Source organism: Hyphomicrobiales bacterium, assembly GCA_016710435.1.
Lineage (GTDB): Bacteria > Pseudomonadota > Alphaproteobacteria > Rhizobiales > Aestuariivirgaceae > Aestuariivirga.
The window spans coordinates 1-23,897 of sequence record JADJVV010000049.1 but is presented as its reverse complement, the minus strand read 5'-3'; the positions used below and the strand labels follow the sequence as shown (position 1 = coordinate 23,897).

The window sequence follows — 23,897 nt, the reverse complement described above, 5'->3', positions numbered from 1 at the left end:
TATAATCAAAATTTTATAAAAGAGATCTATTTTTTTGTTATCTGAAATCAATTTATTATAATTATTTTCAATTTCAATGTTGTTTTTTATTTGTTCTTCTTCAAGTTTTATTTTTTTTATATAGTACATTTTTTTTTATTTAAAATTTAATTGTTATTAATTAATCAAGAAATTAACCCCTTTTTGATCGCTTCAAAAATTTCTTCAAAATCTCCTAATTTGCTTTGTAAAGATTTCACACTTTTAAAATAAAATTCAATAATTTCTTTTTTTGAATTTGAAGAAAATTCACCATCTGTATATTCTCCAATATAATTGACAATTTTTATTATATCATCTGCATTTTCCAAATCATAGATTAAATTTCTTATATGTTTGATCCTATTTTCAATATTTAGGCTTTCAATATAGATTGTATTCATTTTTGTTTTTTGTTTTGTTTATTAATTTATTTTTTAATGTAAATATGAATTATTGATTTGTAAAGTGCAAATGGCGAAGTGTACAGGCAGATATAATATGGTCTTCTTTTAGAAGGCTCTCTAACAATAGTTAAACAGTCTTCAAGGTCTTTATTAAATTGTTCGATTGTCAAATAAACTTCTTTTGTCTTTGTCATTTTTTTTTACCTTTGTTTTTTGTTTGTTTTGTAACTCGTTTTTTTTATTGTACAAATATAACTACTATTTTAATACAATGCAAGTTTTTTTTTAAAAAAATGAAAATAGTTTTGTAATGTTTAAAATTTTAATAAAAATGCGGTTTATTGATGAAAATAATTTAAAGTTTTTTTTAAATAATTATTAAATTCATTTTGGCAATAAAAAAACCTGCAAAACTCCCCTAATTTTGCAGGCTCAACAAAAAACTAAAAACAAAGATACTATATATATATATATATTTATTTATTTTTATTTATTTTTTGCAACTATTACAATTTTTTTTATTATTAGAATTAAAAAAAGCATTCAACTCCTCAAGTTCATATTCTTCTAGCATCGCTCCCCACTTGCCTCGTGGACATTTTTCGGTTACATCATATACTTTGCCTTCATCCTCATAAATAATAACACAATTACAATCTATACAGTGTTCTAATGGGTTTAAATTTTCGCCTGCTTTATAATTTTTTTTAAAATTTATATTTCCTATATTTTCACCATAATATATTTTAGAATTAAATTCGCACCCTCTACAAATCTCTAATCTTTCACCAACTTTAAAAGATTTATAAATATTAAAATCATCTATATTTTTTATTTTCATTTAATAAGTTGTTTTTGTTTTATGAATTGAAAAACTCCCACCAATGTATGTCTGATTTGTAGTAACATTTATCGGCGTCGGAACTCCTAAAGTTGTAAATTTTAGACCGCTTCCAGTCTCATAATTGACATCCGCAAACACTAAAATAACATCATTTTTTTTTAAAGCCAAACTTGGCTTATCTTGTTTTTTTTCTTTGTAAAAACTTGTGCAAATATCGCTCCCATTGTTTGAATAACAATTATTGACGTTTAAAATTTCATTGAAATAAGCTCTTAAATATTTAGTGCAACAGTTATCATTTTGAATAGCAGCCCCACTTGTAACACCGCCAAAACCACTTCCAAACCATAACCCACAAGGGTTTGGATAGCAGCAGCATTCGCTGCAATAAGCAGAGTTGCAATAATATGAGTATAAATCATATCTATGCCTAGATCCTCCAGTGCCACTCTTTGACAAACGCCCTCCGCCAATTATTAAGCTGTCAGGAACGCCCTCACCGTCACGGATTGGAGGGGGTGTAATCAAAATATTTTGCTTACTTTCAATATAACCTGCTAAACTTTCGGGGAGTGTAACGGTGTAGTTGTTAGCCTCTAAAATATCACCATTTAACGCGACCCAATATAGCGTATTACAAAAATAAACATCACCTTCCCAATGTTTTAAAAGTGTTGGATTATCGGTACATTTGTACCTAAAACATAAGGTCGGACCTACCTCGCAGCAAAAATCAGGGGCGGTATTGTAACAAACTTCGGAGGTGTTACACTTGTCCGCCCAATCAACAACTTCACTCATATAACTTGCCTCAATTTCAAATATTGAATTGATATTGTAATAGCCTTCTTTTGCAATTTTAAACCCTGCAATTCCATTTGTACCGCTACTTGTAGGTTTTAATTTTAAACTCCCTTCAGCTAAATATTTCGTTCTGAAAAAATCCTTATCAAATAAAATAAATTCTCCATCATCAGGAGTTGGCAAAATATTTAAATTATTTTTTAAATCTGTAGTCAAAAAAAATGGATAATTACCCACATAATTCATTGAGCTATCAATTACTAAATTATTAATATTAGTATCTGAAAAAATCGCTCTAGCCGTTGGAGTGTCAAGGTTTGCGGTGTTTGCTAAATTATTATTATTTCGTAAAATTGCATTCTTTGCACTTGTTTTTTTTTCAGCCCACAATCTATCTTGATTAATCCGCCCAATCCTAAATTCTTTATTTGTTGCACTCATTTTTTTTATTTAAAAGTTTGAAAAACCCCAGTCGCATTACCTGTATTTGCATTAATTTTAACTTTGATTAGCCTTAATTTAGATAAATTTATATCACCCAAATAATCGTCATTTATTAAATTTGCTAAAGTTAACGGACTGCCTCCATTCGTAAAATTAAAAATTTCCCCAATATCGTTTAGGCTAATATTTTGTGAGGATAACTCAAAATTAAATTCAGTAGTGTTATTGAATTGGTTGTGGATTATTTTAGCCAATTGACTAGGAGAACACATTTGACGCTGTTCAAATAAAATCTGTCCAAACTCTAAATCACGCCAAACTTTCACACTAGGGTCTGCATCAAGTGGGGGAGAAACAATATCATATGTATAAATTTTTGAATCGTTAACACTTGGGAAATCTGCAAAACCATTGACATCCGCACCGTAATAGTTCGGTGTGTAAAATTTAAATTGTGAGTGAGGTCTAATCATACAAGACCTATTTTCAACCGCGTAAGGAACACTTACCTCTCCCAAAGTTCCATCGTCACAATTATACTGACCCCAAGATATATGAGGGAGAGCTCTCTTATAGTATAACTTCCATAGATTTAACGAATTGTTTGTTAAACCGATAAAATTTGTACCATGATAAATATCCCAAAATACAAACCAAAATAATTTAATACAGCCAGTTAATACATCTTTTTTAAAGTGCGTTTCATCAATATATTCAGTAGATTCATCGCGTCCATCGTCATCTATATTGCCATAAAACCCCTCTGTTACTACGATAGAAGGGAAATGAATAGTATAACTTTGCTTCATTTGACTTTCATCGTCTGGACTGTCAGGCATATTGTGGAATGTTAAACGGCTACTAGAATCCTCTTCAAGTTCACCCCCATGTCTTTTAAAATGATGTTCAACAATATCACTACCATTTCCCCCATTTATTAAAATTTTAGCGTCGGAAATAGAACTTCCGTTAATTTTTATACTCAAATTATTTTGCATAATTTGAGTAATATCAATTGATTTTATTGGAGTTAATTCGCTTGCATAAATTGGCAAAAAAACTAAACTTAAATCTTTTGAAGTTCGATATTTCACTTTAGTAGTTGCACAACTTTCGCTAAAAGTTGAAAGCATATCATAAGCATTATTCAAGCCGTCGCGTGAAATTGAAGTACCATTGTCATCATATTCAATGTTTAAAATTCCTTTATTTGTTTTCATAACGCCGCCATCAATAACGCCACTCCTTGATATAAAATAAAGTAAATCTATACTGGCAAAATTGTCTTTTAGAATTTGATATGATACACTATTTGTTGAAGTTACATTAGGGTTTTGCTCGTAAAATTTAAAATAATCAAAAGGCGTAGCGGTTTTAAAAGTTGTACCAATTAATAACGGATGTGATATTGGATTGTAAGTGTACGGGATACCATTTAAATCACTTGTAAGGCTCTCAAATTGTAAGGTACTACCAATTACACAGCCTTCAATTAACCCTCCTTTGTCCGAAGTGTAAAGCCTGTAAATCCCTTCAATTTCTAATCTTAAAAAATGTATAAAAAAAGCAAGATTTGAAAGCTCATTAATTTGATAGTAATTGTCGCTATCAGTTGCATTGCTTAATTTTGCAACTGAATAAACTTCATCTTTACCGTTGAATTGTGCCCCGATTTCATTTAAAAAATAATCAAAAACAACATCATATCTTTTTATATAGTTTGGAAAATTTTCAAGAGTAAAACCGCTACTAATTAAAGTGTTTAAAATTTGTTCAGCACAAAATTTAAAAATGCAAATTACGTCAATTTTAAAACTATAATTAGCATTTAACTCCCCTGCATTCGTTATAGTAAATTCGCTACTAGGTCGTCCCCTTTGAACTCCTTGAAATTCAACCTTCCAACCATCTGCACCGCTTAGATTTGTTGTTGAGAATAAAGTGTAACAAGGTGCTAAACCAAATGGGTGAGATGTAATATTTTGACCTTTTTGAATCCGTCTTTTTAATTCAACCCAATGCGAGTTACCTTCGGGTGATGAATTGTTTAGTAGCTTTATATCTAGTTCTAAACTCATTGCATTTGCTTTTGTCATGCCTATTGGACGCTTGTCATAACCGCCTTCAAGTTCACAATTTAAAATAAAACCCTTCGGCAATTCAACTGCCGTACAATCGCGAGAAGTTGATAGCGAATCTACTCTAAAAAAAATTTCCAATCTCCATAATTTTTTAGAATTAGGATGTAAATCTACCCATTGAATAAAATATGTTTTTTCTTCTGAAAGTGCCATTTTATATGCCGTCAGCAGTTGGTGTTAATTCTATTAAAGTAAAGTTCAAGTCTTCTATTCCTACCGCCCAGTTGTTTGATAATTTAGGCAACCCTCCCCCTTCAATCACGACAGGCATAGGAATTTTAATAAATGGGTTTGCCGAACTTGTTCGAATAGCTTGCGAAGGTGTTGCATTTTGTCGCGGCAAAACTGCCGACAAAATTCGCATATATTTATAATTTTTTATTAAATTTGATAACTCTAAATAATCTCCATAGTCTTGGCACATATCACAACAATCGCTGTCCTTATCGATATTTGCAAACCCTAAAGTTTTGACATCAAGACTTAATCTAAAATTATTATTTTTACGAAAATAACCTCCAACGTATTTCAAATTTTCGCCTTCTGCAACCATTGAAGGCGTAACCCCTGCAACGTATATTTTTTTTTTTAAAGTTGGCGAAGGTAAAGTAAATATGCTATTTGTAGCGAATTCCAACTCTATATAATTTATACAACTCATTTTATTATAAACTTAAATTTCGTTTTTTATCCATTTTAAAAATATCATTTATCTTTGACCCATCGGGTGCTAAAATTTTAACATTATTTGCAGTCATTTTATCATTTATTTTGGTTAATAAAATTTGATGTTCATTTGAAGTTTTATGCAAATTTTTTATAATTGCGTTTTGTTTTTCAAACATTTTTTCTAAATCTGAAATATTATTATGATTAACTAAATTTGTATAATTTTTATTATCAATTAATAAATTTTTATCATTTTTAAAATAATCAATTGCACTCCCACCAGTTGTGTTAATCCAATTGAACAAATCTTTATTTCCATTAGCAAAAGTACCCTTAGCAGTTATAACAGACTCGCCAATTTCGAGCATCGCCGGGATAGTATCTCTATTATTTGCTTTGCCTTTGTTGCTAGAGTTGGTAAGTCCTACGACCCCTTCGCTATGGTGATGAATTGCTCCTCTTGCACTTTCTAAAAGTCCATATAAGACCGCCGTAGTGCCTGCCGACGCCAACCAACCCAAAGGACCTGCGAGAAAACTACTGCCAAAAATATAAGCGACAAATGTAGGTATCATTGCCTCCAAACCTTTAAAAAAAGCTTCCCCACTCGCCTCAATAAAATTAGCACCGCTAGTCAACATACTCGCAAAATTTAATGCGACCGCAGTACCTACCTTTTTTAAACTGTCTTCAATAATTAAATTATTATCTACTTCTAATTTTTTTTGAATATTTTTTTGCTCTATATATTCCTTTGTATTTTGTTTGCCTTCTTTTTCGAGTTCCTTTTGTTTTACTAAACTTCCTAAAATTATTTCTTGATTTTTCTTATAAAGTTCATTCCCTTTCGTGGCTTCGTCATTAAATTTAGTTCCTAAAATTTTAAATGTATTACTTAAACTTTGTGAAAATAAATCACCGACTTGAGACCCACTTTTTTTAGTACTTTCAGAAATTGCATCTTTTAAATTTTTTGAATTTTCTAAAACTTTATCATGATATTTTTGAGCAGATATTTCCCCACTTTTGTAAAGTGATGTTAACTCTTCTTTTTGTTTTTTTATAGAATCTATTTTTTTAGCCTTATCAATTTCTACATTTTTATTTTCATTTTCGCGTAATTTTTCACCAACTTTTAAAATTTCATCTGAAAAAATTTCAGAAAAATCAACCCCTAATTTTATAATAGGGTTTTCATTTTCAATTTTTTTTATTTCGTCTTCAAACGCTAATTTGTCTAGTTCTATCAATAGCTTAATTTTATCTTTTGACTGCTTTTCTGTTATTAATTTTAAAATTTCATTTGCTTTAGGGTCATCAAATTGTAAGCCTAAAATTACATTTTTTCTTAAAGTTTCTAATTTTAAAAAACTTGCGTTAGGGTCATTTTCACCCTTTCGATAATTCTAACTCTATTGCTTTTTTACCTTCAATAAATTTTTTAGTTCCCTCAATAAATGTTATAAATTCTTTTGCTTGGTTTATTTTTTGCTGTTCTATTTTTTTTCAGAAATTGCAGTTTGATTTTTATCATTTTCTAAAATTAATAATTCAAGTTTTATTTTTTCTTCTTTGAATTTATTCAAACTTTGAACCGCCTCAATTTGTTTTTTATATAAGTCAGTTTCTATAATTATAAATTTTTGTCTGTCAGAATCATTTTTTAAACCTTCATTAAATTCATTGTTTTTATTTATTAACTCTTGAATTGCTTCCTTACCTTTTAATATTTTATCAGTATATCTTATAATTCCATCTTCGCCAACCTCACTTATTTTTAATTTAATTATAGCACCGTCGCCAGCGTTTATAATATCTTTTTGCGATTGCAAAATTTCAGCATTTATTTTCGCTTTTTTATTCGCCATTTCTTGCAATTTTTTAACGTCTTTCTCATTTGAATTCTCTAAATTTTCACTATCATTTTTTTGTTTTGCTTCCAAACTTTTTGAAAATCTTTCACGTGCTTTTTTAAATTCGTTTTCATTTGCAACTGTAATTTTTTCAAGTTCTTTTGCCAACTCATCATTACTTTTTTGCAAATTATTTACAGTTGTTGTATCAATTTTTTTAAGTTCGATTTTGATTGGGTCAAGTTCAATTGTATTTTTTTGATTTAGATTATTTAACTCAATAACCATTTTTTTATATGCCTCTGAAAAATCTACAATTGCCTTCTCTCCTGCTTTTGCTCCTGCCTCTTTTGTCTTTAACGAACTTTCAGAACTAGTATTAGTTACTAATGCTTTTTTAATTTCAAAGGGCTGTATACGGCTTTGTGCCTCATCTAATGCACCTTTTAAATTAGGTAAGTTAATATTTCCGAACTTAGTCGCAAAATCTTTTAAAACATTTAACCCATCTTGGTAAGTTATTTTTTTCTCTTGAATTAATTTATTTATTAAATCTATTTTTTTTAAATTTTCTAAACTGCGATTAAAATTTTCTTCATTTGCTTTATCGCCTCCACTCTCTGCAACTTTATCAATAATTTTGCTTGGTGCCCCAAATATCAAATTTTTTAATTTACTAAAACTCTCGCCAATATTGTCAAATGATATATTTTTTATAACATTTATTAAACCTTTGCCTAAATTGATTAATTCATTAAAACCTCCCTTTACTCCCTCAATCACTACTTTAACATTTGAAATTTGTAGAGCCACGTAGTTCAATAATTTGCCTAAAATATCAAGAACTAAATTTGAATCTTTTGCAGTCGTATTAAAGCCAAATATCGACGCCCCTAATTTAATAAAATAGGAACTAAGCTCAAATATTGTGCTAATAATTGATGTTAAAATATCCCATGTTATTTTCAAATATTCTGAAAATAATTTAAAATAAACTTCACCCATTTTTTTTACAACCAGTCCAAAACTTTCTATTTCAGGTTTGTATTTTATAAATAATTTTTGCAAATAATTATTAAATTCGTCAAGTAATGGTAAAACATTTTGAACAAAAGCATCTGTAACCGCGTTTTTAATTCTCTCAAAAGTTCCAAAAATATCCTGTGTACCTTCCATTGAGGCTTTTACAGTTGGGCCAAATTTCGCCTCAACAACCGCTAATTTTTCTGCAATAGTTGCATTTTTTTCAAATTCAATACCTATTTTTTTTAAGCCTGCTACTTGTTCCGGATCGTTCGCTTTAGCTATCATTTTAGCAAGTGCCTCAGGTGCTAACCCTAAGGAACTCGCAGCACCTAAAGATAATTTTACAAGTCTATCATTCATCTCTCCCGTAATCCCCCCAAACGAGGCTACTTGAGCCTGCAAGCCTTTTATTTGATTTACGGGAAGTGCAAAGTCATTACTAATACCTTTAGCACTCTGCCCACTCCGTGCTAATTCATCCGCTAAACCTTTACCGCTTAATTTTGCTTGCTGAAACGAGGTCGTAAGCCTATCAGCGGCGTCGTCTCCTGCTTTGAGTGCCTCTTTAACTCCATTGAATGCCCCACTTAAACCGCTTGCAATAAGTCCCCCACCTGCAAATGACAAAGCATTTTTAAATAAATCTCCAAAAGTATCGGTCTCAGATTTTATACCTTTTTTTAAATCTTTCCCTACTTTTTCACCTGCGTTTTCAGCATCTTTGCCAACTCGAGTGGGCATTTTTTCAATCCCATTTTTTAACTCGTTACTATCAAATTCAGTTTTAAATAAAATTGGTTTTGTGAGAGCATCAATTTTAGAATTTAACCCTTTTAGTTCTGACAGTAATTCAGATATATCTAACCCTATTTTTACATTTGCCATATTTTTTTTTAACTATCTTTTAAATTTTTAACACCTTCAATCACAGATTTTTTCATTTTTTTTTCAAATGAAATTAAGCAATTATAAAAACTAACATCATTGCAAAGTTTGCTAAAATTTAGGGCATCGTCTTCTACTAGATTCCATAAAATTCGTTCTTGCCAACAAATTTTATTTAATGAGTTTATTGGTGTTAATTCACCATCGCCATAATCTATAAAGTCTAAATTTTCATAATTTTCATTAACACTCAAACCCGTTATATCTCTAACTAAATTGTTAATTTTTATTTCACTTTCACTTTCAAAAATCTCTTCAAAAGTTGCTTTGTCAAGGTGTGTGTAGGGGAACTGTTCACAATGTCCTGTGACAAAGTCAAATAAAAAAAACGCATAACTACTTCGATTGCAAGGTCTCGAGGGCACTGCAAAACTTCCGCAAGCCTATCGCTAGTTATTAAATTCTCACGTTTAAAATAAAATTCATTTTCAGTTTCTTTATAAAATAAAAATGCTAAAATAAATTGTAAAGTGTCACTTGTTACGAGTTGGTAAATGGTTTCAATCAATGATTTTAAAACTGAATTTTCTGAAATTTTAACAGTTTTTAAATTATCAATTTGACTTGTAATTTTTAAGCTATCAATTATTTCATTAAATGAATTACTATTTAATTGATTTATAATTGAAGGCAAAATATCCGAAATCCCTAACTTATAAATGTTACTAATTCGATTCCAACTCATTTGCGCAGTGTAGCTTAATGAGGTATAAATAACCTCCTTACCTTCTTCATTTATTGCCGTAAATTTTAATAAATCATCAGGCAACTTAAATTCTAATTCTTCAACTTTTTTCTCCATTTGTTTATTTTATTTTAAAAAAAAATACAGTAACTAAAAATTATTTTATTTTGCAAAAATAATTAAAAATTACTGTACTTGATTTTTATATTTTATTTATATTTTTGCGAAAAAATTACGCAGGTGTAATATCTACAGTATGTGTAAAATTTCCGCACGGAATGACTATGTCAGGCGGCGTTACGGTTGCGCACGTGCCTGCCCCTTTGAAAACTAAAGCACATGCAGTCCCTAAAATTGTTATTGCAGCAGTATGTGTATACCCTTTGAATTTAACTGTTTTGCTCTGCCCTTTGTGTTTGTTATTTCCTGGATTAACAAACTTACCAATATATGCAGTCCATTGATTTTTGCCATTAACCAGGGAGCAACTGCCTAGTTTTATAAAAGCAAAATACTTATTGACCATAGTTTCATGCAAATTCATGGTAGGAGCATCTCTTTGCAAAGTTGTGAAACTAAATGAGCCACTTTGTACCGCACAACCGCCCCCGTCAACACAGTCAGAGCATGGGTCAAATTTTGTTTTAGCACCGCTTTCACTTACGACTTCGATTGATGTCGTGCCTGCACTATTGCTATCCTCAAAGTCTGTTGATGAATCTGATACAATTGGGAAAAACTCCCACGCCCCTGTAATAACTTGAGTTGTTGTGTTAAATTCAGCAACTGCCACATAATCACTACCCTGTGGGTTCTGCCCTAAAGCTATACGACTTGTTCCTAGTGCCATTATATTTTTTAAATTTTATTTTATGAATTGTTAAATTACTATTGTATTTTTTTGCCTTCGATTTTTTCGCCGTTCACAATCTCAAATTTAATTGCTGGAGTTGCCTCCAAACTTTCTATAAATTTGTCAGGAACTTCAAAAATTTGTCCTTCCTCGTATTCCTTACCATTATAACTAAATGGCATATTTAAAATTTTTATTTTCATATTTTTTTTATTTATAAGTTCAAATTTTTATTTGATAATTCAGTGTGTATAGTTTTAAAATAAATTACTACTTCCCCAATTGTCAACTCCCGTTCATTTGAATAACTTGACAAAACGTCATCAATAATTAACGCGTCTATTTGTCCACAATAAAAATCATTATTTAAATTTAAAAGTGTTTGAACTTGCGTTAAATTATCATTCAATTTTAACAATTCAAATTGTTCTAATTGCCATTTTAATTTTTCTCTGTTATCGTTAGTTAATACCCTTAAATTGCCTGTACAATTAGTATCAAATTCGCTTTTAAATCTGTATGTAATCTGCCAACTTAATTCGCTAACTTTAGCACTCGAATTGTAATAAAAATTAGCACCTTCATTTGTTAGTGTTTGGCTATTTATTCGCTTTTCGATTGGTACTGAGTAAATACTTACACAACTTGCAAAAACATCACCAGGAGCGACCATAGAGGCTTCCCCATCTACATTATCACAATCACACACATTAAAATTATTTGTGCACGCGTTGCAATCTGTAACATTATTCTCAATCAAATATTTTATTAAAGTTCTAATACTTTCAGTTAAATTCATTTATACAATTTATTCAATTCATTAATAAAAAATTTTTCAATAATTGCATACCCTTCGCTCTCAATTTTTTTTCTTGCTGGCGATAAAAATGGACGTGCATTCTGTTTTTTTTTATGAATATATCCATCTGCATTTTTATTTTTATTAGCGTTTAAAGTACCTTCTTTTTTAAATTTAGCGAATAAAAAACCTAATTGTTTTTTTGTATATGCAACTTTGTAAGCATCAAAACCCGATTCCCAAATCAGCCCATATTTTAGACTTGTACCGATTTCAACTGTTAGCGTTTCAGGGGTCTTTTTTATAATAGTTATATTTCCATCCTTGCCTTTTATCAAACTCCTTGCGAGCTTACCTGTCCTTATAGCTAATTTTTTTTTTGTTCCCTCACCATCTAAAAAATTTTCATTTGCATAAGCATTAAATAAAATTTCAATTTGTTTTATAGTTAAATCAAATAACCTGCTTATATTAATTTTTAAACCTTCAACATCATTTATATCTTGCATATAATTAGCAGCTTACAATAGTGTATTTTATCAATTCGTTTTTTATCATTTTATAAAATTCATCTTCTGACGTGTAAGAGGCACTGTAAGTTAAACCTTGTGAACTGCTTTCAGACTTAGAATTAATACCAACTGTTCCACCACCTTGTCCACCTCTTTGCGACCTGTAGATATAAGTTGCAACTTTTAAACAAATTTGCTGTAAATCATAAGGTACATCGCCAATCTCAAACCCTTGAGTTATGTTAAATTTGTAGTAACTGTCAGTTGTAAAATTTGTACCTATAATTTTATATATGCTATTTAATTTTATAATTTCACAAATATTAAATTCAGTCCATTCGCTACAATTCTCCCCACATTTATCTTTTTTAAAACTTGTAATAATTTCAATTGGAGTCTCTTTAAAATTTAAAATTATATAATTTTTATTTGCCGTTGGTTCGATATAAATTGTTTGATTTGATTCTATCAAATTTTGATTACAAATATTTTCAATTATTTTAGTTGACTGATTCAAAATAAAATTTAACAAATCATCTTGTAAAATATTGTCTAATTTTATATCCAAAAATTGTTTAAATCTATTTAAACTTACTAACATTTTTTTATTCTTTAAATGTTTTTAAAACGTCCCATTTACCCTCTTTACATCTACTGTTATAATTGTGTGCTTTATTCGTAAGGCTACAACTGCACCCCATTCCAGTTGGACAAAACCACGAGTTGCCAATTTCTTGCGCCCCTTTTTTAAAATCACAATTTGAACATATTTCAAGCCTTAAAATTGCAAGTTCTTTTATTTCATTGTCGCCAAAATATTTATTTTTATAACTTTCAAAAATTTGATTTTTGTTCAAAAAAACTTCCTTAGCACTTTCGATTATTCCTTTCTCTTCTATAATTCTAGTTAGATTGTTCATATAGAATTTTTTAATATAATTTCAAATTTTGTAGCATATTTTGCAACTAAATTTTTTTTGTCAGTTCCATTAATAATTTTACGAGCATCTAAATAATTACATTTGTTTTCGTTTATGTAATAGTCTATATTATGACCCTGTGCAAATGCCCCATTTTTAAAGCCATAAACTAAAATATCAAAAGCAACCTCAGATTTTAAGCACAGTTCTGGCTTATTTATAATATCTATATTTAAATATTTTGCAAACCTTTCATAGTTGCCACGCCCTGTTATCATAGCGTAACCACGCCCACAGTACTTGACTGCATCGCTACTACTTTTATTATTTAGCCACCGCCTTTGAATAGGGTTTATAAAATATCTTTTAATAAAATAATTTGCGTTGCCATACTCTCTAATCGGTTTGAAACTCAAAGCTGTTTCATGCTTGATTGTTGCAAAAAAATAAGCTAATTGCCTTACATCGTCAAATGGTTTTTTAAAGTTACAAAGTTCGATTAAATTGCTAAGACCTTCAACAGATTTATTTAAAATTCCATTAAAATTTTTTTTATATTCTTTAAAAAATATGTCTTTATTTATTGTCAATTTTATAAAGTTATTTTTAACATTTGTAACCCAATCTAATAGCTCTGCTTTAGAATAATTCTCACTAAAAAAAGGTGTATGAATTATAATAATTTCAACCTCTGCGAATATGTTAGGTTTGCAGATACAAAAAATATCTTTACTATGTAAATCAATTTCATCTGTTGGAATGACATGGATAAACATATTAAATAAATTTAGTGTACACCCTCACCAGTCTTTTTATTCGGCAAAATAATACTTACAACTTTTATCAAATTAGATAAAATTGAAATATCTTTTTTTGTCGGTTTACGACGTGCAATTATTTCGTAAAGCGTTAAACCTGCACCCACTAAAGTAGCTAAATTTTGATTAATCCATTCCATATATTTAATTATTTATTTTTGTAAAAAGTATGGTCTCTTTGATTGTAATATTCAATTTTTAACTCTAAATTTTCAATTCTCTTTTCTAATTTAGTTACATCAATTTGTTGAAATTTAATAGTGGTCAAAACAGTCTCCATTGTTGTTTTTAGGCTCTCTACAGTTGTCAAAACGTTTGCACCTAAATACCCTGCAATGCTTAATAATATGACTGTAATCCCTCGATAAACCCATAAAGCAAAGTTAGAATTATCCATATTTAAAAATTAATTTACCAAAAAAAATGCAACCCCCTTACAAATTTAATAAGAGGGCTTAAAATAAAATTATACGCACGGTGCTAGACAGCCTGCAGTTGTTAAAAGTCCAGTTATTTTTACAAACGCGTTTGGAAATTCTAAAATTGTTCTACCAAAAATTTCACCAACAAAAGTATAGCAATTTTTTTCAATATCAGTAGAGTTCCTTCCCCCTGTAATAATCGCTCCGTCTGAATAAGTTTCACCGCTTAAAATTAAAGATTCGTTTACAAATAGTCTTAATTCATTTGAATCGCCAAGTAACGCAGTTGCAACGGGCACATAAGGTGCGACGACAAGTTTAGTTATTGTTGAAGGTAACGCCTCTACACCTAAAAATGGATATCCGTAACTTGTTCTTGTCATCTTAAATGCCTCATAGTTTTTAGGGTGAATAAACAAGGTGTCCGGTGTAACTAATTGGTCTGCTAAAACACCCACCCCGTAACTGCACAAATCTGCTAAAGTGTCCCCGTTTGTTCCATAAATTGCCGTTTGAGTTATCGCCGTTGTTATCTCTTGGATGGCACTTTTAGACATACTTTGTTTAACACTATTAGATAAAACATTATAATGATATTGTTCCATCCCCCGTGCCATTATTTCAGTTAACGCCTGACGTGTAAAATTTATTCTACCTGCAAATGCTAGCAAACTGCCTGCCGTAGGAGTGTAGCTATATGGTATCTCAGGTTTTGACTGAGTCTCTTCGGTTGACCCTAAAGTGTTTATTATCTTTTGAGTTTTTAACAAATAGGTATAATTCATATTGTCGATAACTTGAGTTGTCGCAACATCGCCTATATAAGGGTATTGAGTTCCAACATAGTTACCCGGCGAGTTAGTTCCGCCCGTATTGAAACCGCCCGATTGAACAACTGCTTTTACATCAATCGCACTCGTACTTCTTGGTTCAAATAAATTTCCATTATTAAAAAATAAATCATTTTTTTTAGGAAGTAAAACATTAAAACTTTTTAATGTTTCATTTTCATTTTTAATAGAGTTGTCAAAAGGCTTGTGAGTTTTCAGCATCTCAGTTTTAGTTGCGATTATCGTGTCTTCAACAAGTTTGTTAATATTTTCCATTTTATTTATTGTTATTTATTAGATTAATTTATTTATTTTTTTTATTATTTCGTCAGCAGTCATAATCGCCTCTGTAGGCTCTGTAACCTCTGTAACCTCTTCTAGTGCCTCTTTTGTTTCTTGTTCTAACAATAAGGCTACGCCTGCGTTAATTTCCAACAGTACCATCTCTACCGCATCAAATCTTGCAGTTAGTAAATCGATTACTCTTGTTAAATCTGTAGTTGTTCCGTCCATTTTAATTTTGTTTATATTTATATTTATATTTTTATATTCTGCTAGCAAAGTTTCAATAGTTTTTTTTACTTTATTTAAATTTTCTAAGGAATCTATTAAAGAGGTCGCAGTTTCATTTGAAATTTTAGCACCTATTTTAAGGTATTGCGACCAATCAAATTTATCATTTATTGCTGATTTTGTCGCATAGGTACGCGGTTCGGCTGGTGTGTGGGTTATTGATAATTCAACAATATCCCATTTAGTAATTTCATTTGTACCATTTTCAAATGATTTTTTTTTTACTAAATGCGGTGCAGAGCCAGTTGAATACCCCATCTTTCCGTCTTCAATTAATTTCAAAATTATATCAATATATTCAGCACGTTCCTTTATGATTTGCTTACTCCAACTGTCTAAATCGGTAGGACAATTTTTTAAATTATATATGAAACCATCGACAAAAATTCCATCGTTTTTTTTTGTCAATTTAGCCTCTCCGATTCTTGCAGTTTTTAAAACTCCATCAAAACAATGATTAAAATAAATTGGTAAAGTGTTATTTAAACTAAGACCAAAATCGCAATTAGAAGTAAAAAAATCAAAATACAAATCAGGGTCAGCACTTGTTGTAAATTTTACGGCAAGTCCTTTAATTTTAGTATCTTCAACAAATTTAACTGCCTCACCTTTATAAGTAATATTCATTATTATTTTTTATTTTATTTAAAATTAATAATTGATTTTTGATACTATTTTTTTTATTGCAAAAAGTGAAAATTGTTTTTTTATTTAAACAAAAAAAAACACTTATTATAAGTGCTTTGTGATTTTTTTTATTATAAAATTTATGGAAATTTTACATTGTAGTATTTAAATATTTTTTTAAAAATATGATATTTTATTCCAAATTTTTTTAAAGTAATATCTCTATTTATGTAAATTGAACCACCTTCTAAATTTTCGTAAAAGTCGATTACACTTTCCAAAATTTTATCAATTTCCGAAATTGAATAAACAATTTTTTTTGTTTCAGCAAAATTTCCATCGTTGTAATTGTATATTAAATATCCTAAGGGTGTTAGATTAACTCCGTTGTTTATTTTATTAATTTTATTTATAATATCTAAATTAATATTGTGTTTAAACCCTTGCACATCCTCACCAGTTGCAGTTACCTCGCCTTTATAGTCTGAAAAGATAGTTTGAATGTCACAAAGTAAAATTCCATCTTCTGGCAAAATATTTAACTGCTTAATTTTTTTTTGTCCCTTTATCATTTCGCACATTGTAAATAGTGTTTATGCAAATTCCTAACTCCTCAGCAGTTTTTTTTAACGCTTTAACTTTATCATTTTTTTTATAATATTTTTCAAAAACTTTTTCAATCTCAATTTTCTTTATATCTTTTAGTTTCATTTTTTTTTACAAATAAATTAAATTGGACGGATTAACAAAACACATCTACAGTTTATATTATTGCTAGCGATACTGCCCCCCGTAGGGTAGGGTAGCATCTCTGCACCTACTAAAAATAACCCTTGTGGGTTTTCAAATTGTCCATCTGCTACCTTGTGGCTTGGTCGTGTGACATCGTCGTTTTCACTGCTCCATCTTTTTTTGTATTTGTTCGGTACTAATTCTTTCAAAGTTATATCTTGAATAAAATGGTAATTATTATTTGATGTTGTTCTTGCAATTGTGTCAACTCTACTTGTTTTTATTGTCTTAAATTTATTTTTAATAATATCTTTTAATTCGCTTTCAGTTGAAGTTGAATTATTATTTAACAATTCTTTTAATTCCTTTTCTATCGTTTCAATTCCATTTGATGAAATTAAATTAGTTGAATTTTCAACACCTTTTTTTACAATTTCTAAAATAGAATTTTCATCTGTATCAATTTTTAATTCATCAATAAATTTATTTATTACTTTATTTGAAATATCTGCTAAAGGGTTTTTCAAAGATTCTTTTAAATTCCTTTTCCATTTATTTTTATCAAATTTATATTTAAATTTAATCCCTAAATTATTTAATAAATCATTTTCAATTTCATCATAAAATTTAACCAATTTTAATTTTAAATCACTTTCTAAACTTTTGGTAAAATTGTCAATTTGTTCCCACTCTGTTTCAATTGATTTTTTTTTTTTTTGTTCGTAATTTTTAAAAAGTAAAGAAGAATTTTCAGCTTGAATTAATGGTTTTAATTTACTTTCAGTTATCAAAATATCTCCCCCTTCAATCTCTTCATAACCATTTTTTTTCCTTAAATCGTTTATTGTTATTTGTCCTGTTGATAATAAATGCAATTCATTTTTACGATTCTCATCGGGGTCGTCATAAATGTAAGGAGTGTGCCCAATTGTTAGATTTTCGTCAAATTGGTTTAAGTATTTTTGGAGTGTTTCATTAATTTGCCATGCAATTGGTTCGCACGTATCCTTAATAAATATCAATCTAGAATCTCTTGCATCGTGGTAACTTGTATGCTCATTCGTTAATAAACTTTTTGGAATCCCTAAAACCGTACTAATTAAATTTGCAGGAGTTATATCTCCTAAAATAGTGTTTGCCAAAGCTACATCGTCCCGACCACTACTTACGAGTGGTGTAACTTGACCGCCCTCGCTTAAAATTATTGCATCATTTTGGTAACCAGTAAGTTCGCTTAATTTATCACGAATGAATTGCTTACCCCCTGCATCAAGTGGACTTGCACCTATAGGGTAACTTATCACGTATGGCGAGATTCCTTCGTGTTTAAAGTATTTTTTAATTTTCTCAAGTTGTGCATATTGATTCTCAAAAACCTCTTTTAAAGCTGTAACACTTCCGTATCCCTCTGTATATAGTGTTTCTGCGTTTTCAGTGGGAAAATTATTTGTTATTGTACAAATTTCATCGGTTGGAATAACTATTTGCTGACCGTTTAAATTATATTTGTAAGCTATTATATTCTTAAAATTATCAAAAGCAATTGGCGTTAAATATCGGTTATCTAGGACTAACATTTGAATAGGGTACGGAGTGCCATACTTTGGCAACCAAATAACCGATTTGCCAGTAATCAGATACATTGAGGCAATCAAACCAAAAAATTTAGAATCTGTATTATACGGGTTAATATTTTTAAAAAGTTCAAAAGCCCATTCCAAATTATAAGATTTTGCAATTTCTAAACTATCAAGTTTAATGTCTTTATAAAATAAATTTCTTTCTAAAATTCCAATATTGTCCATTATCATTTTGATCGCTCGATACATAATATCACGCCCTGCGACTTCTAACTCACTTTTGTTTTTGCTTGTGGTAAGGAATTTATTATTTTTAAACGGCTTAAACTCGTTAACATTATTTTTAATTGCATTATATTTTTTAATCTGAATTATATTCATTTTATTTTAAATGTATATTATTTTTTTTGTTTAAAATAAATAAATTATTTTTTTTAAACCCTTGTTTGCAATTTGTACAAAAAAATAAATGTTTATTATGTGTTTCAGTTTTTAAAAATATTAATTCATTTTTACAAAACTTGCATTTATATTTTTTTATTGTAATCATTTTTTTTTATAAAATTGTTTGGATATTTCGGACATGTGTAGTTAAATTATTTTTATCAATAGCAGTTAATAGTTTACTAATTTTTTTTAAATTATATCGGATATATAACCTTTCAATAAAATTAAATTTATACTTTATAACTGTTGCTAATTCAGTTGACTTACAAACCAGTCCATCAATATTCAAATAGTATTTATCTGAAATTAGATTCTCATTGTTTTGCATTTTTAAACTAAAATTTAATTTTTTTTTTGAATAAATTCCATAATCTAATTGTTTCATTTTGATTTTGCAGAAGAACATATATTTGTTTTATAAAATTAATTATTAACATTTTTCTTTATTATATTTTAAATTATTTTTTAAAAAATTTATTTCAATTTTGATTTTAATTATATTATTTATAATCTCTTTTATTTCGTTAAATAAAATTACATCTACTGTTTCAGCGTTAATTTTTTTTCATTTATTATTTTCAAAAATTCTTTAAAAGCAATAAAATTTATATCTAAAATCATTAACTCTTTGTCTAGTTTAATTTTGTCGATTAAAATAGCTATTCCGTTATTTTCCATATTATTTTTTTTTAAAATTAGTACCATGCTTTTTTTATTTCCATTGACCCAAAGTAAGCAAGTGCCAAACTAATAACTGTATCGTCATGCTCCCCCTGTGGTGCAGAGTATGAGAATAAACCATTCTTACTTTTGTACATTTCAAAATTTTTTAATTCATTTATTAAAATATCATTGTTTGGAATTTTAATAATTTTACTTTCAAAAGCAAATATTAAATTTTCTATTATTGTAGATTTGCTTGCTTGAGTTGTGACAAATGGGGTTATATTATACCCTAATTTTTGCAACGCCTCAATGTTCGGACTTCCTATTGAATTTTTTTCAGCAACCGTTGCGATAGGTTTATATTTATCAATTAAAGCAATCAGGCGACCTCTTTGGACTTCCCAACTTATACCATTAAACCTATCGATTTCAACAACTTTTTTAGTAGCAACATCAATCACCGTTACTACCGTGTAATCGTTACTTTGACCCCAGTCTACGCCGATCGAATAAGTAGAACTAAAATCAAAATTAACCCTCTCATCATAGCTAATTGCCTCTTCTATATTTCTAAAAACTGTGCCACTGTCTTCAATAAACTCTGCTAAATATTCCTGTCTAAATATGATTTCAGGAACATTTTTTTTAATTTCATTTAGTTCAAAATTCGACCAGTAAGGAGAATCGTAAGCACTAAATTTAAAGCTCTTATATCTATCGTTATTTTTTTTAGATAATTGATAAAACAAATTCATGCCCTTTGGAGTCCCTATAAATCTAACTTTAGAGTTAATCCCCTTCGTCATTGGTTCAATTGAGTTCTGCCATAGTTGTGGTTTTTTTAAAACAATTCCGGCCTCATTAATTACAGTTCTATCATATTCAAACCCTTCTAATAGTTCAGGGCGTTCAGCAGAACCAAATTGGATAAATGCACCGTTATTAAGTTTTAATATTTTTTTTTGACTATTCCAACTTGCTCCACAATTTTTCAAAATAGGTATAAACTTGTCACCTTCGCCATTCAGCAAATATCGTTCAACATAGCTCTCTATATTATTATGGACTGTATCGACCCACAAAGCCGTGTGGGCGTTTGTTACATATAGTTCACTAATAAGCCACTGGAACGCGTTAAACGTCTTGCCACTTCTGCGACCTGCAACAATTGAGACAAATTTTGCCTCATCAAAAAAAGCATTATATAACGCTCGCCAGTTCCATGTTAAAGTTAACATTTATTCTAATTTTTTTTCATTAAAATCAGTTCGAAAATCTTTAAACTCTGTAACAACTTTGAAAGGTATATCCATATTAATATTTTCAGTTTTTTGCACCGCCGACCAATTAGGCATAATTTTAGTTAGCAACTCAACAGCTTTTAAATTACCTTTTTGTGCGAGTTCAATCAATTTTTTTGCAATCTCATCTTGCGAATTTAATTCATATTCGACACCGCCATAAGTCAATTTTCTTGAAGGTAAATTTAAAAAAAATTGTGCTGAATCTTTTAACTCCCTGCGTCTTTGCCAACCATCTTTTTTTGCTTGACTTGTTGGTTGGACGCCGCCAACTTTAAACGGTGTCAGCTGCGGCGGCGGCGCAACTTTAACAACCTTTAATTCAATGTTTTCTTTATTCGCCATAACGTTTTTCTTTTAAAAAGGCATCTCATTAATTTTATCATTTATCGTTTCAGTTGTATCAGGTTTTGGAATAAACGAAATTTTGTTTAATTCCAAATTCATGCTTATATAGTCGCTAATTATAAACGATTCATATTTCAAACCATTTTTTGAGATATTTTCCCAAATTGCTATTTTTTTTATGACCCCATAATCATCAACAAATTTACCAACTTTATTAGGAGCTTTGTCGTTCCCTTTTTTGTCATTTACGAAAATAGCACCTTTATTCTGTTCGTTTTTAAATTCACTCATTTTGTTTGTTTGTTTGTTTATTAATTTTCTATTTCACGTATAAAAATTCGCTCTTCAATTTCTTCAATAATTGCACCCGTTATATATTCTATATCTTCATTTTTATTTTTTAAAATATAATTTACAATTATTTTAGTTTTATATTTTGAATTAATTTCACAAAATTTTATTTTACTCGAATCTTTTAAAATTAAAAATTCATGATTTATAATTTTAATAATGTTAGTCATTTTCTTGCTAATTTTAATTTGTCATTAATAAAAATTATATCTCTATTTTCAAAATTACACCCTAACAAAGACACTTCAATGACTGAGGTGTCGCAACAATTTTTAGTAAATAATTTTATTATTTTATTTTTATTTTCATTAAAAAATACTTCAAAATCAATAAATATAATTGAATCTTTTACATTAATTTCAACTAGAATTTTTTTATTATTTTCATAATAATTTTTTTCTAAATTCTCATTTAATTTATTTGAGATTGAAATTAAATCAAAGTCTAATTTATTAAACTCTGCAAATAATTTAAAACTACTATCAGCTATAATTTTTATTGGTATTGTTAAAATTTGACTTTGAGATTTTATTTTAATTGTATCATAATTTATAAATTCATTACATTGATTTTGTAATATTTCAACATCTCCAATTTTGCCTTTATCATCTTTTACAAAATCTTTGTCTATATCTTGCAAATAAAAATCATTATTATTATTGTAAAAGACTTTGAAACCATATAAATTGGTATCATTTGAATTTATTAAATTACCACCAGTTGCAATTATTAAATTTTCGTAAATTGCCAAACCATTACTAAAATTACTTTTTTCTCCAATTTCGTAAAATTTTAAAAAAGTAAAATTACTATCTTTTTTTAAATATGAAATTAATCTGTTGTTATAATAATTATTATAATTTGATTCAATAAAAAAAAGTGTATCATTTTTAATTTTGATTTTGCGAATTGGATTTGAATAATTAGTATTTTTAAAACCAAAAGGAATTATTTCAACTCTTATATTATCATAATAAATTGCACCAGTTGGGCTTAATTTAGTGCTATAAATAGTATTAGTATATATGTCAGAGGGGAGTAAATAACTTTCCCCTAATACGGCAAAAAATAACCTATCACGATAGCAAAAACATGAAGTAAATTTATAATTTAGGTATTCAAATGTCTGAACAATTCGAGCGGTTGAATCTATTCTATATATTTGCAAATCTGAACAAACAAATAGATTATTTTTATAAAAATTAATTTGATTATTTTTTAAATCTAAAAATTTTAAAACTTCGCCAGACTTTGCATTAATTTTAAAAATTGCAGTTGAATTACTCGCATAAAATAAACTGTCATTTATTGAACTAATTGAAATTATATCTCCTAAATTTTTTTTATTCCAATTGCTAAAACTTTTAGAAATTAAATTATTATTTTTTATTTGAAATTTTAAATCTGCTACATTATATATTTGCAAATTAGCCGAATCATTATAATTTGATATAATTATTTTTTGAGCTTTTGTAAAATTTATATTTAATAAATTTATTAAAATTATTAGAATTATTTTTAGTTTCATTTTGTTTTTTGTTTTTTGTTTTTTGTTTATTTGTTTATTTTATTATTATATTTTGATACCATTCGCCAACCAAATAAGTCCCTATTGAAGTCGTATCAAATCCCTCTCCAGTTGTTAAAGTTTTATATCCTTCAAAATCTTTAAACATATATTTATAACCGCTATCGTTTTGAATTAAAATCTTATCAGTTATTTTTTTTTGGCAATAACATTTGTCAACTGCTAAAACAAAAGGCTGTTCAATTGTTATAATTTGCGAGTTGCAACCACTTAACGCCATTACGAAGGCGATTAAAATTATTATGAAAATAAAAAACATATAATAATATTTTAGTTTTGCATTATAATTTATAAAATTTCGATCTTTAAATTTTTTTTTATTTATCATATTTTTTAAAATTAAATTTATTAAAATTTATATATTTTGCTTATTATACCCACGTTTTTTTGTTGGTTTTAATAATGTCGGTTTTTCATAGCTATCTCCAAAAAACAAACATATGGATTCTAAAAAAAAGTCATGGCACCTTTTAAAATTAAAAGTGTCTTCAACTCCTATTGTAACATAATTATTTTGATCTATAAATTTATATTTGCCTTTATTATTCAACTCAACTAAATTTTTTAAAAATAAAGAAGTAGTTATTATTTTATTGTTTACGATTATCTTTTTCATTTTTTTTTATAATTTTGGTTTTTGTTTTGATAAAAATTTAATTATTTTGCTTGATATACCCACGCTTATTTATTAGTT

Annotated in this window: 31 protein-coding genes; all 31 read right to left on the bottom strand. The window is 28.4% G+C overall.

Features of this window, described 5'->3' with window-relative positions; genetic code table 11:
- Positions 1-164 precede the first annotated feature (164 nt).
- Positions 165-422, bottom strand: coding sequence for a hypothetical protein (locus tag IPM06_22380; GenBank protein MBK8773158.1), 258 nt, complete (start codon positions 420-422; stop codon positions 165-167).
- Positions 423-915: 493 nt separating this feature from the next.
- Positions 916-1,266, bottom strand: coding sequence for a hypothetical protein (locus tag IPM06_22375; protein MBK8773157.1), 351 nt, complete (start codon positions 1,264-1,266; stop codon positions 916-918).
- The gene (locus IPM06_22370; GenBank protein MBK8773156.1) at positions 1,267-2,514 is read right to left on the bottom strand and encodes a hypothetical protein; all 1,248 of its coding nucleotides are present in this window, start codon (positions 2,512-2,514) and stop codon (positions 1,267-1,269) included.
- 5 nt (positions 2,515-2,519) lie between these two features.
- Positions 2,520-4,811, bottom strand: a complete 2,292-nt coding sequence (locus IPM06_22365; protein MBK8773155.1) for a hypothetical protein — start codon at positions 4,809-4,811, stop codon at positions 2,520-2,522.
- Between the two features lies 1 nt (position 4,812).
- On the bottom strand, positions 4,813-5,295 hold the full coding sequence (locus IPM06_22360) for a hypothetical protein (GenBank protein ID MBK8773154.1): 483 nt from the start codon (positions 5,293-5,295) through the stop codon (positions 4,813-4,815).
- A gap of 28 nt (positions 5,296-5,323) precedes the next feature.
- The gene (locus IPM06_22355) at positions 5,324-6,577 is read right to left on the bottom strand and encodes a hypothetical protein (protein MBK8773153.1); all 1,254 of its coding nucleotides are present in this window, start codon (positions 6,575-6,577) and stop codon (positions 5,324-5,326) included.
- Positions 6,578-6,823: 246 nt separating this feature from the next.
- Positions 6,824-9,091, bottom strand: a complete 2,268-nt coding sequence (locus tag IPM06_22350) for a hypothetical protein (protein MBK8773152.1) — start codon at positions 9,089-9,091, stop codon at positions 6,824-6,826.
- Between the two features lie 8 nt (positions 9,092-9,099).
- Positions 9,100-9,345, bottom strand: coding sequence for a hypothetical protein (locus IPM06_22345; GenBank protein MBK8773151.1), 246 nt, complete (start codon positions 9,343-9,345; stop codon positions 9,100-9,102).
- 32 nt (positions 9,346-9,377) lie between these two features.
- Positions 9,378-9,953, bottom strand: coding sequence for a hypothetical protein (locus IPM06_22340; GenBank protein MBK8773150.1), 576 nt, complete (start codon positions 9,951-9,953; stop codon positions 9,378-9,380).
- 115 nt (positions 9,954-10,068) lie between these two features.
- Complete coding sequence (locus IPM06_22335) at positions 10,069-10,686, bottom strand: hypothetical protein (protein MBK8773149.1); 618 nt, start codon at positions 10,684-10,686, stop codon at positions 10,069-10,071.
- A gap of 38 nt (positions 10,687-10,724) precedes the next feature.
- A complete protein-coding gene (locus IPM06_22330; GenBank protein ID MBK8773148.1) occupies positions 10,725-10,892 on the bottom strand; it encodes a hypothetical protein in 168 nt (55 codons plus the stop codon).
- An 11-nt stretch (positions 10,893-10,903) separates the two neighbouring features.
- Positions 10,904-11,488 (bottom strand): hypothetical protein, encoded by a 585-nt coding sequence (locus IPM06_22325; GenBank protein ID MBK8773147.1) that lies wholly within the window; start codon positions 11,486-11,488, stop codon positions 10,904-10,906.
- Entirely contained in the window at positions 11,485-11,997 is a 513-nt protein-coding gene (locus IPM06_22320; GenBank protein MBK8773146.1) for a hypothetical protein, read from the bottom strand. The genes IPM06_22325 and IPM06_22320 overlap by 4 nt, the downstream gene beginning before the upstream one ends.
- Before the next feature lie 4 nt (positions 11,998-12,001).
- Positions 12,002-12,601, bottom strand: a complete 600-nt coding sequence (locus IPM06_22315; GenBank protein ID MBK8773145.1) for a hypothetical protein — start codon at positions 12,599-12,601, stop codon at positions 12,002-12,004.
- A gap of 4 nt (positions 12,602-12,605) precedes the next feature.
- Positions 12,606-12,920 carry a hypothetical protein gene (locus tag IPM06_22310; protein MBK8773144.1) on the bottom strand — a complete coding sequence of 105 codons (315 nt, stop codon included), beginning with the start codon at positions 12,918-12,920 and terminating at the stop codon, positions 12,606-12,608.
- On the bottom strand, positions 12,917-13,696 hold the full coding sequence (locus tag IPM06_22305; GenBank protein ID MBK8773143.1) for a hypothetical protein: 780 nt from the start codon (positions 13,694-13,696) through the stop codon (positions 12,917-12,919). The genes IPM06_22310 and IPM06_22305 overlap by 4 nt, the downstream gene beginning before the upstream one ends.
- Positions 13,697-13,707: 11 nt before the next feature.
- A complete protein-coding gene (locus tag IPM06_22300) occupies positions 13,708-13,878 on the bottom strand; it encodes a hypothetical protein (GenBank protein ID MBK8773142.1) in 171 nt (56 codons plus the stop codon).
- Between the two features lie 8 nt (positions 13,879-13,886).
- Entirely contained in the window at positions 13,887-14,135 is a 249-nt protein-coding gene (locus tag IPM06_22295; GenBank protein MBK8773141.1) for a hypothetical protein, read from the bottom strand.
- A gap of 69 nt (positions 14,136-14,204) precedes the next feature.
- The gene (locus IPM06_22290; protein ID MBK8773140.1) at positions 14,205-15,266 is read right to left on the bottom strand and encodes a hypothetical protein; all 1,062 of its coding nucleotides are present in this window, start codon (positions 15,264-15,266) and stop codon (positions 14,205-14,207) included.
- 18 nt (positions 15,267-15,284) lie between these two features.
- A complete protein-coding gene (locus tag IPM06_22285) occupies positions 15,285-16,190 on the bottom strand; it encodes a hypothetical protein (protein ID MBK8773139.1) in 906 nt (301 codons plus the stop codon).
- A 140-nt stretch (positions 16,191-16,330) separates the two neighbouring features.
- Positions 16,331-16,762, bottom strand: a complete 432-nt coding sequence (locus IPM06_22280; GenBank protein MBK8773138.1) for a hypothetical protein — start codon at positions 16,760-16,762, stop codon at positions 16,331-16,333.
- Positions 16,737-16,901 (bottom strand): hypothetical protein, encoded by a 165-nt coding sequence (locus IPM06_22275; GenBank protein MBK8773137.1) that lies wholly within the window; start codon positions 16,899-16,901, stop codon positions 16,737-16,739. The genes IPM06_22280 and IPM06_22275 overlap by 26 nt, the downstream gene beginning before the upstream one ends.
- Positions 16,902-16,918: 17 nt before the next feature.
- Positions 16,919-18,883, bottom strand: a complete 1,965-nt coding sequence (locus IPM06_22270; protein ID MBK8773136.1) for a phage portal protein — start codon at positions 18,881-18,883, stop codon at positions 16,919-16,921.
- Positions 18,884-19,489: 606 nt separating this feature from the next.
- Positions 19,490-19,654, bottom strand: a complete 165-nt coding sequence (locus tag IPM06_22265; protein ID MBK8773135.1) for a hypothetical protein — start codon at positions 19,652-19,654, stop codon at positions 19,490-19,492.
- Entirely contained in the window at positions 19,645-20,853 is a 1,209-nt protein-coding gene (locus IPM06_22260) for a hypothetical protein (GenBank protein MBK8773134.1), read from the bottom strand. The genes IPM06_22265 and IPM06_22260 overlap by 10 nt, the downstream gene beginning before the upstream one ends.
- Complete coding sequence (locus IPM06_22255) at positions 20,854-21,261, bottom strand: hypothetical protein (protein MBK8773133.1); 408 nt, start codon at positions 21,259-21,261, stop codon at positions 20,854-20,856.
- 12 nt (positions 21,262-21,273) lie between these two features.
- The gene (locus IPM06_22250; protein MBK8773132.1) at positions 21,274-21,555 is read right to left on the bottom strand and encodes a hypothetical protein; all 282 of its coding nucleotides are present in this window, start codon (positions 21,553-21,555) and stop codon (positions 21,274-21,276) included.
- Between the two features lie 20 nt (positions 21,556-21,575).
- Complete coding sequence (locus IPM06_22245) at positions 21,576-21,785, bottom strand: hypothetical protein (GenBank protein MBK8773131.1); 210 nt, start codon at positions 21,783-21,785, stop codon at positions 21,576-21,578.
- Positions 21,782-23,143, bottom strand: a complete 1,362-nt coding sequence (locus IPM06_22240; protein MBK8773130.1) for a hypothetical protein — start codon at positions 23,141-23,143, stop codon at positions 21,782-21,784. Before IPM06_22240 ends, IPM06_22245 begins: the two co-directional genes overlap by 4 nt.
- A gap of 34 nt (positions 23,144-23,177) precedes the next feature.
- On the bottom strand, positions 23,178-23,462 hold the full coding sequence (locus tag IPM06_22235; GenBank protein ID MBK8773129.1) for a hypothetical protein: 285 nt from the start codon (positions 23,460-23,462) through the stop codon (positions 23,178-23,180).
- 96 nt (positions 23,463-23,558) lie between these two features.
- On the bottom strand, positions 23,559-23,819 hold the full coding sequence (locus IPM06_22230; protein MBK8773128.1) for a hypothetical protein: 261 nt from the start codon (positions 23,817-23,819) through the stop codon (positions 23,559-23,561).
- Positions 23,820-23,897 lie beyond the last annotated feature (78 nt).

Coding starts and splice junctions, on each gene's coding strand:
- IPM06_22245 (MBK8773131.1), bottom strand. CDS start 21,785: ATGACTAACATTATTAAAATTATAAATCATGAATTTTTAATTTTAAAA.
- IPM06_22255 (MBK8773133.1), bottom strand. CDS start 21,261: ATGGCGAATAAAGAAAACATTGAATTAAAGGTTGTTAAAGTTGCGCCG.
- IPM06_22240 (MBK8773130.1), bottom strand. CDS start 23,143: ATGAAACTAAAAATAATTCTAATAATTTTAATAAATTTATTAAATATA.
- IPM06_22350 (MBK8773152.1), bottom strand. CDS start 9,091: ATGGCAAATGTAAAAATAGGGTTAGATATATCTGAATTACTGTCAGAA.
- IPM06_22375 (MBK8773157.1), bottom strand. CDS start 1,266: ATGAAAATAAAAAATATAGATGATTTTAATATTTATAAATCTTTTAAA.
- IPM06_22340 (MBK8773150.1), bottom strand. CDS start 9,953: ATGGAGAAAAAAGTTGAAGAATTAGAATTTAAGTTGCCTGATGATTTA.
- IPM06_22235 (MBK8773129.1), bottom strand. CDS start 23,462: ATGTTTTTTATTTTCATAATAATTTTAATCGCCTTCGTAATGGCGTTA.
- IPM06_22325 (MBK8773147.1), bottom strand. CDS start 11,488: ATGAATTTAACTGAAAGTATTAGAACTTTAATAAAATATTTGATTGAG.
- IPM06_22330 (MBK8773148.1), bottom strand. CDS start 10,892: ATGAAAATAAAAATTTTAAATATGCCATTTAGTTATAATGGTAAGGAA.
- IPM06_22335 (MBK8773149.1), bottom strand. CDS start 10,686: ATGGCACTAGGAACAAGTCGTATAGCTTTAGGGCAGAACCCACAGGGT.
- IPM06_22365 (MBK8773155.1), bottom strand. CDS start 4,811: ATGGCACTTTCAGAAGAAAAAACATATTTTATTCAATGGGTAGATTTA.
- IPM06_22280 (MBK8773138.1), bottom strand. CDS start 16,762: ATGATAAAGGGACAAAAAAAAATTAAGCAGTTAAATATTTTGCCAGAA.
- IPM06_22290 (MBK8773140.1), bottom strand. CDS start 15,266: ATGGAAAATATTAACAAACTTGTTGAAGACACGATAATCGCAACTAAA.
- IPM06_22260 (MBK8773134.1), bottom strand. CDS start 20,853: ATGTTAACTTTAACATGGAACTGGCGAGCGTTATATAATGCTTTTTTT.
- IPM06_22275 (MBK8773137.1), bottom strand. CDS start 16,901: ATGAAACTAAAAGATATAAAGAAAATTGAGATTGAAAAAGTTTTTGAA.
- IPM06_22230 (MBK8773128.1), bottom strand. CDS start 23,819: ATGAAAAAGATAATCGTAAACAATAAAATAATAACTACTTCTTTATTT.
- IPM06_22305 (MBK8773143.1), bottom strand. CDS start 13,696: ATGTTTATCCATGTCATTCCAACAGATGAAATTGATTTACATAGTAAA.
- IPM06_22270 (MBK8773136.1), bottom strand. CDS start 18,883: ATGAATATAATTCAGATTAAAAAATATAATGCAATTAAAAATAATGTT.
- IPM06_22300 (MBK8773142.1), bottom strand. CDS start 13,878: ATGGAATGGATTAATCAAAATTTAGCTACTTTAGTGGGTGCAGGTTTA.
- IPM06_22250 (MBK8773132.1), bottom strand. CDS start 21,555: ATGAGTGAATTTAAAAACGAACAGAATAAAGGTGCTATTTTCGTAAAT.
- IPM06_22295 (MBK8773141.1), bottom strand. CDS start 14,135: ATGGATAATTCTAACTTTGCTTTATGGGTTTATCGAGGGATTACAGTC.
- IPM06_22315 (MBK8773145.1), bottom strand. CDS start 12,601: ATGTTAGTAAGTTTAAATAGATTTAAACAATTTTTGGATATAAAATTA.
- IPM06_22265 (MBK8773135.1), bottom strand. CDS start 19,654: ATGGTACTAATTTTAAAAAAAAATAATATGGAAAATAACGGAATAGCT.
- IPM06_22380 (MBK8773158.1), bottom strand. CDS start 422: ATGAATACAATCTATATTGAAAGCCTAAATATTGAAAATAGGATCAAA.
- IPM06_22370 (MBK8773156.1), bottom strand. CDS start 2,514: ATGAGTGCAACAAATAAAGAATTTAGGATTGGGCGGATTAATCAAGAT.
- IPM06_22310 (MBK8773144.1), bottom strand. CDS start 12,920: ATGAACAATCTAACTAGAATTATAGAAGAGAAAGGAATAATCGAAAGT.
- IPM06_22285 (MBK8773139.1), bottom strand. CDS start 16,190: ATGAATATTACTTATAAAGGTGAGGCAGTTAAATTTGTTGAAGATACT.
- IPM06_22320 (MBK8773146.1), bottom strand. CDS start 11,997: ATGCAAGATATAAATGATGTTGAAGGTTTAAAAATTAATATAAGCAGG.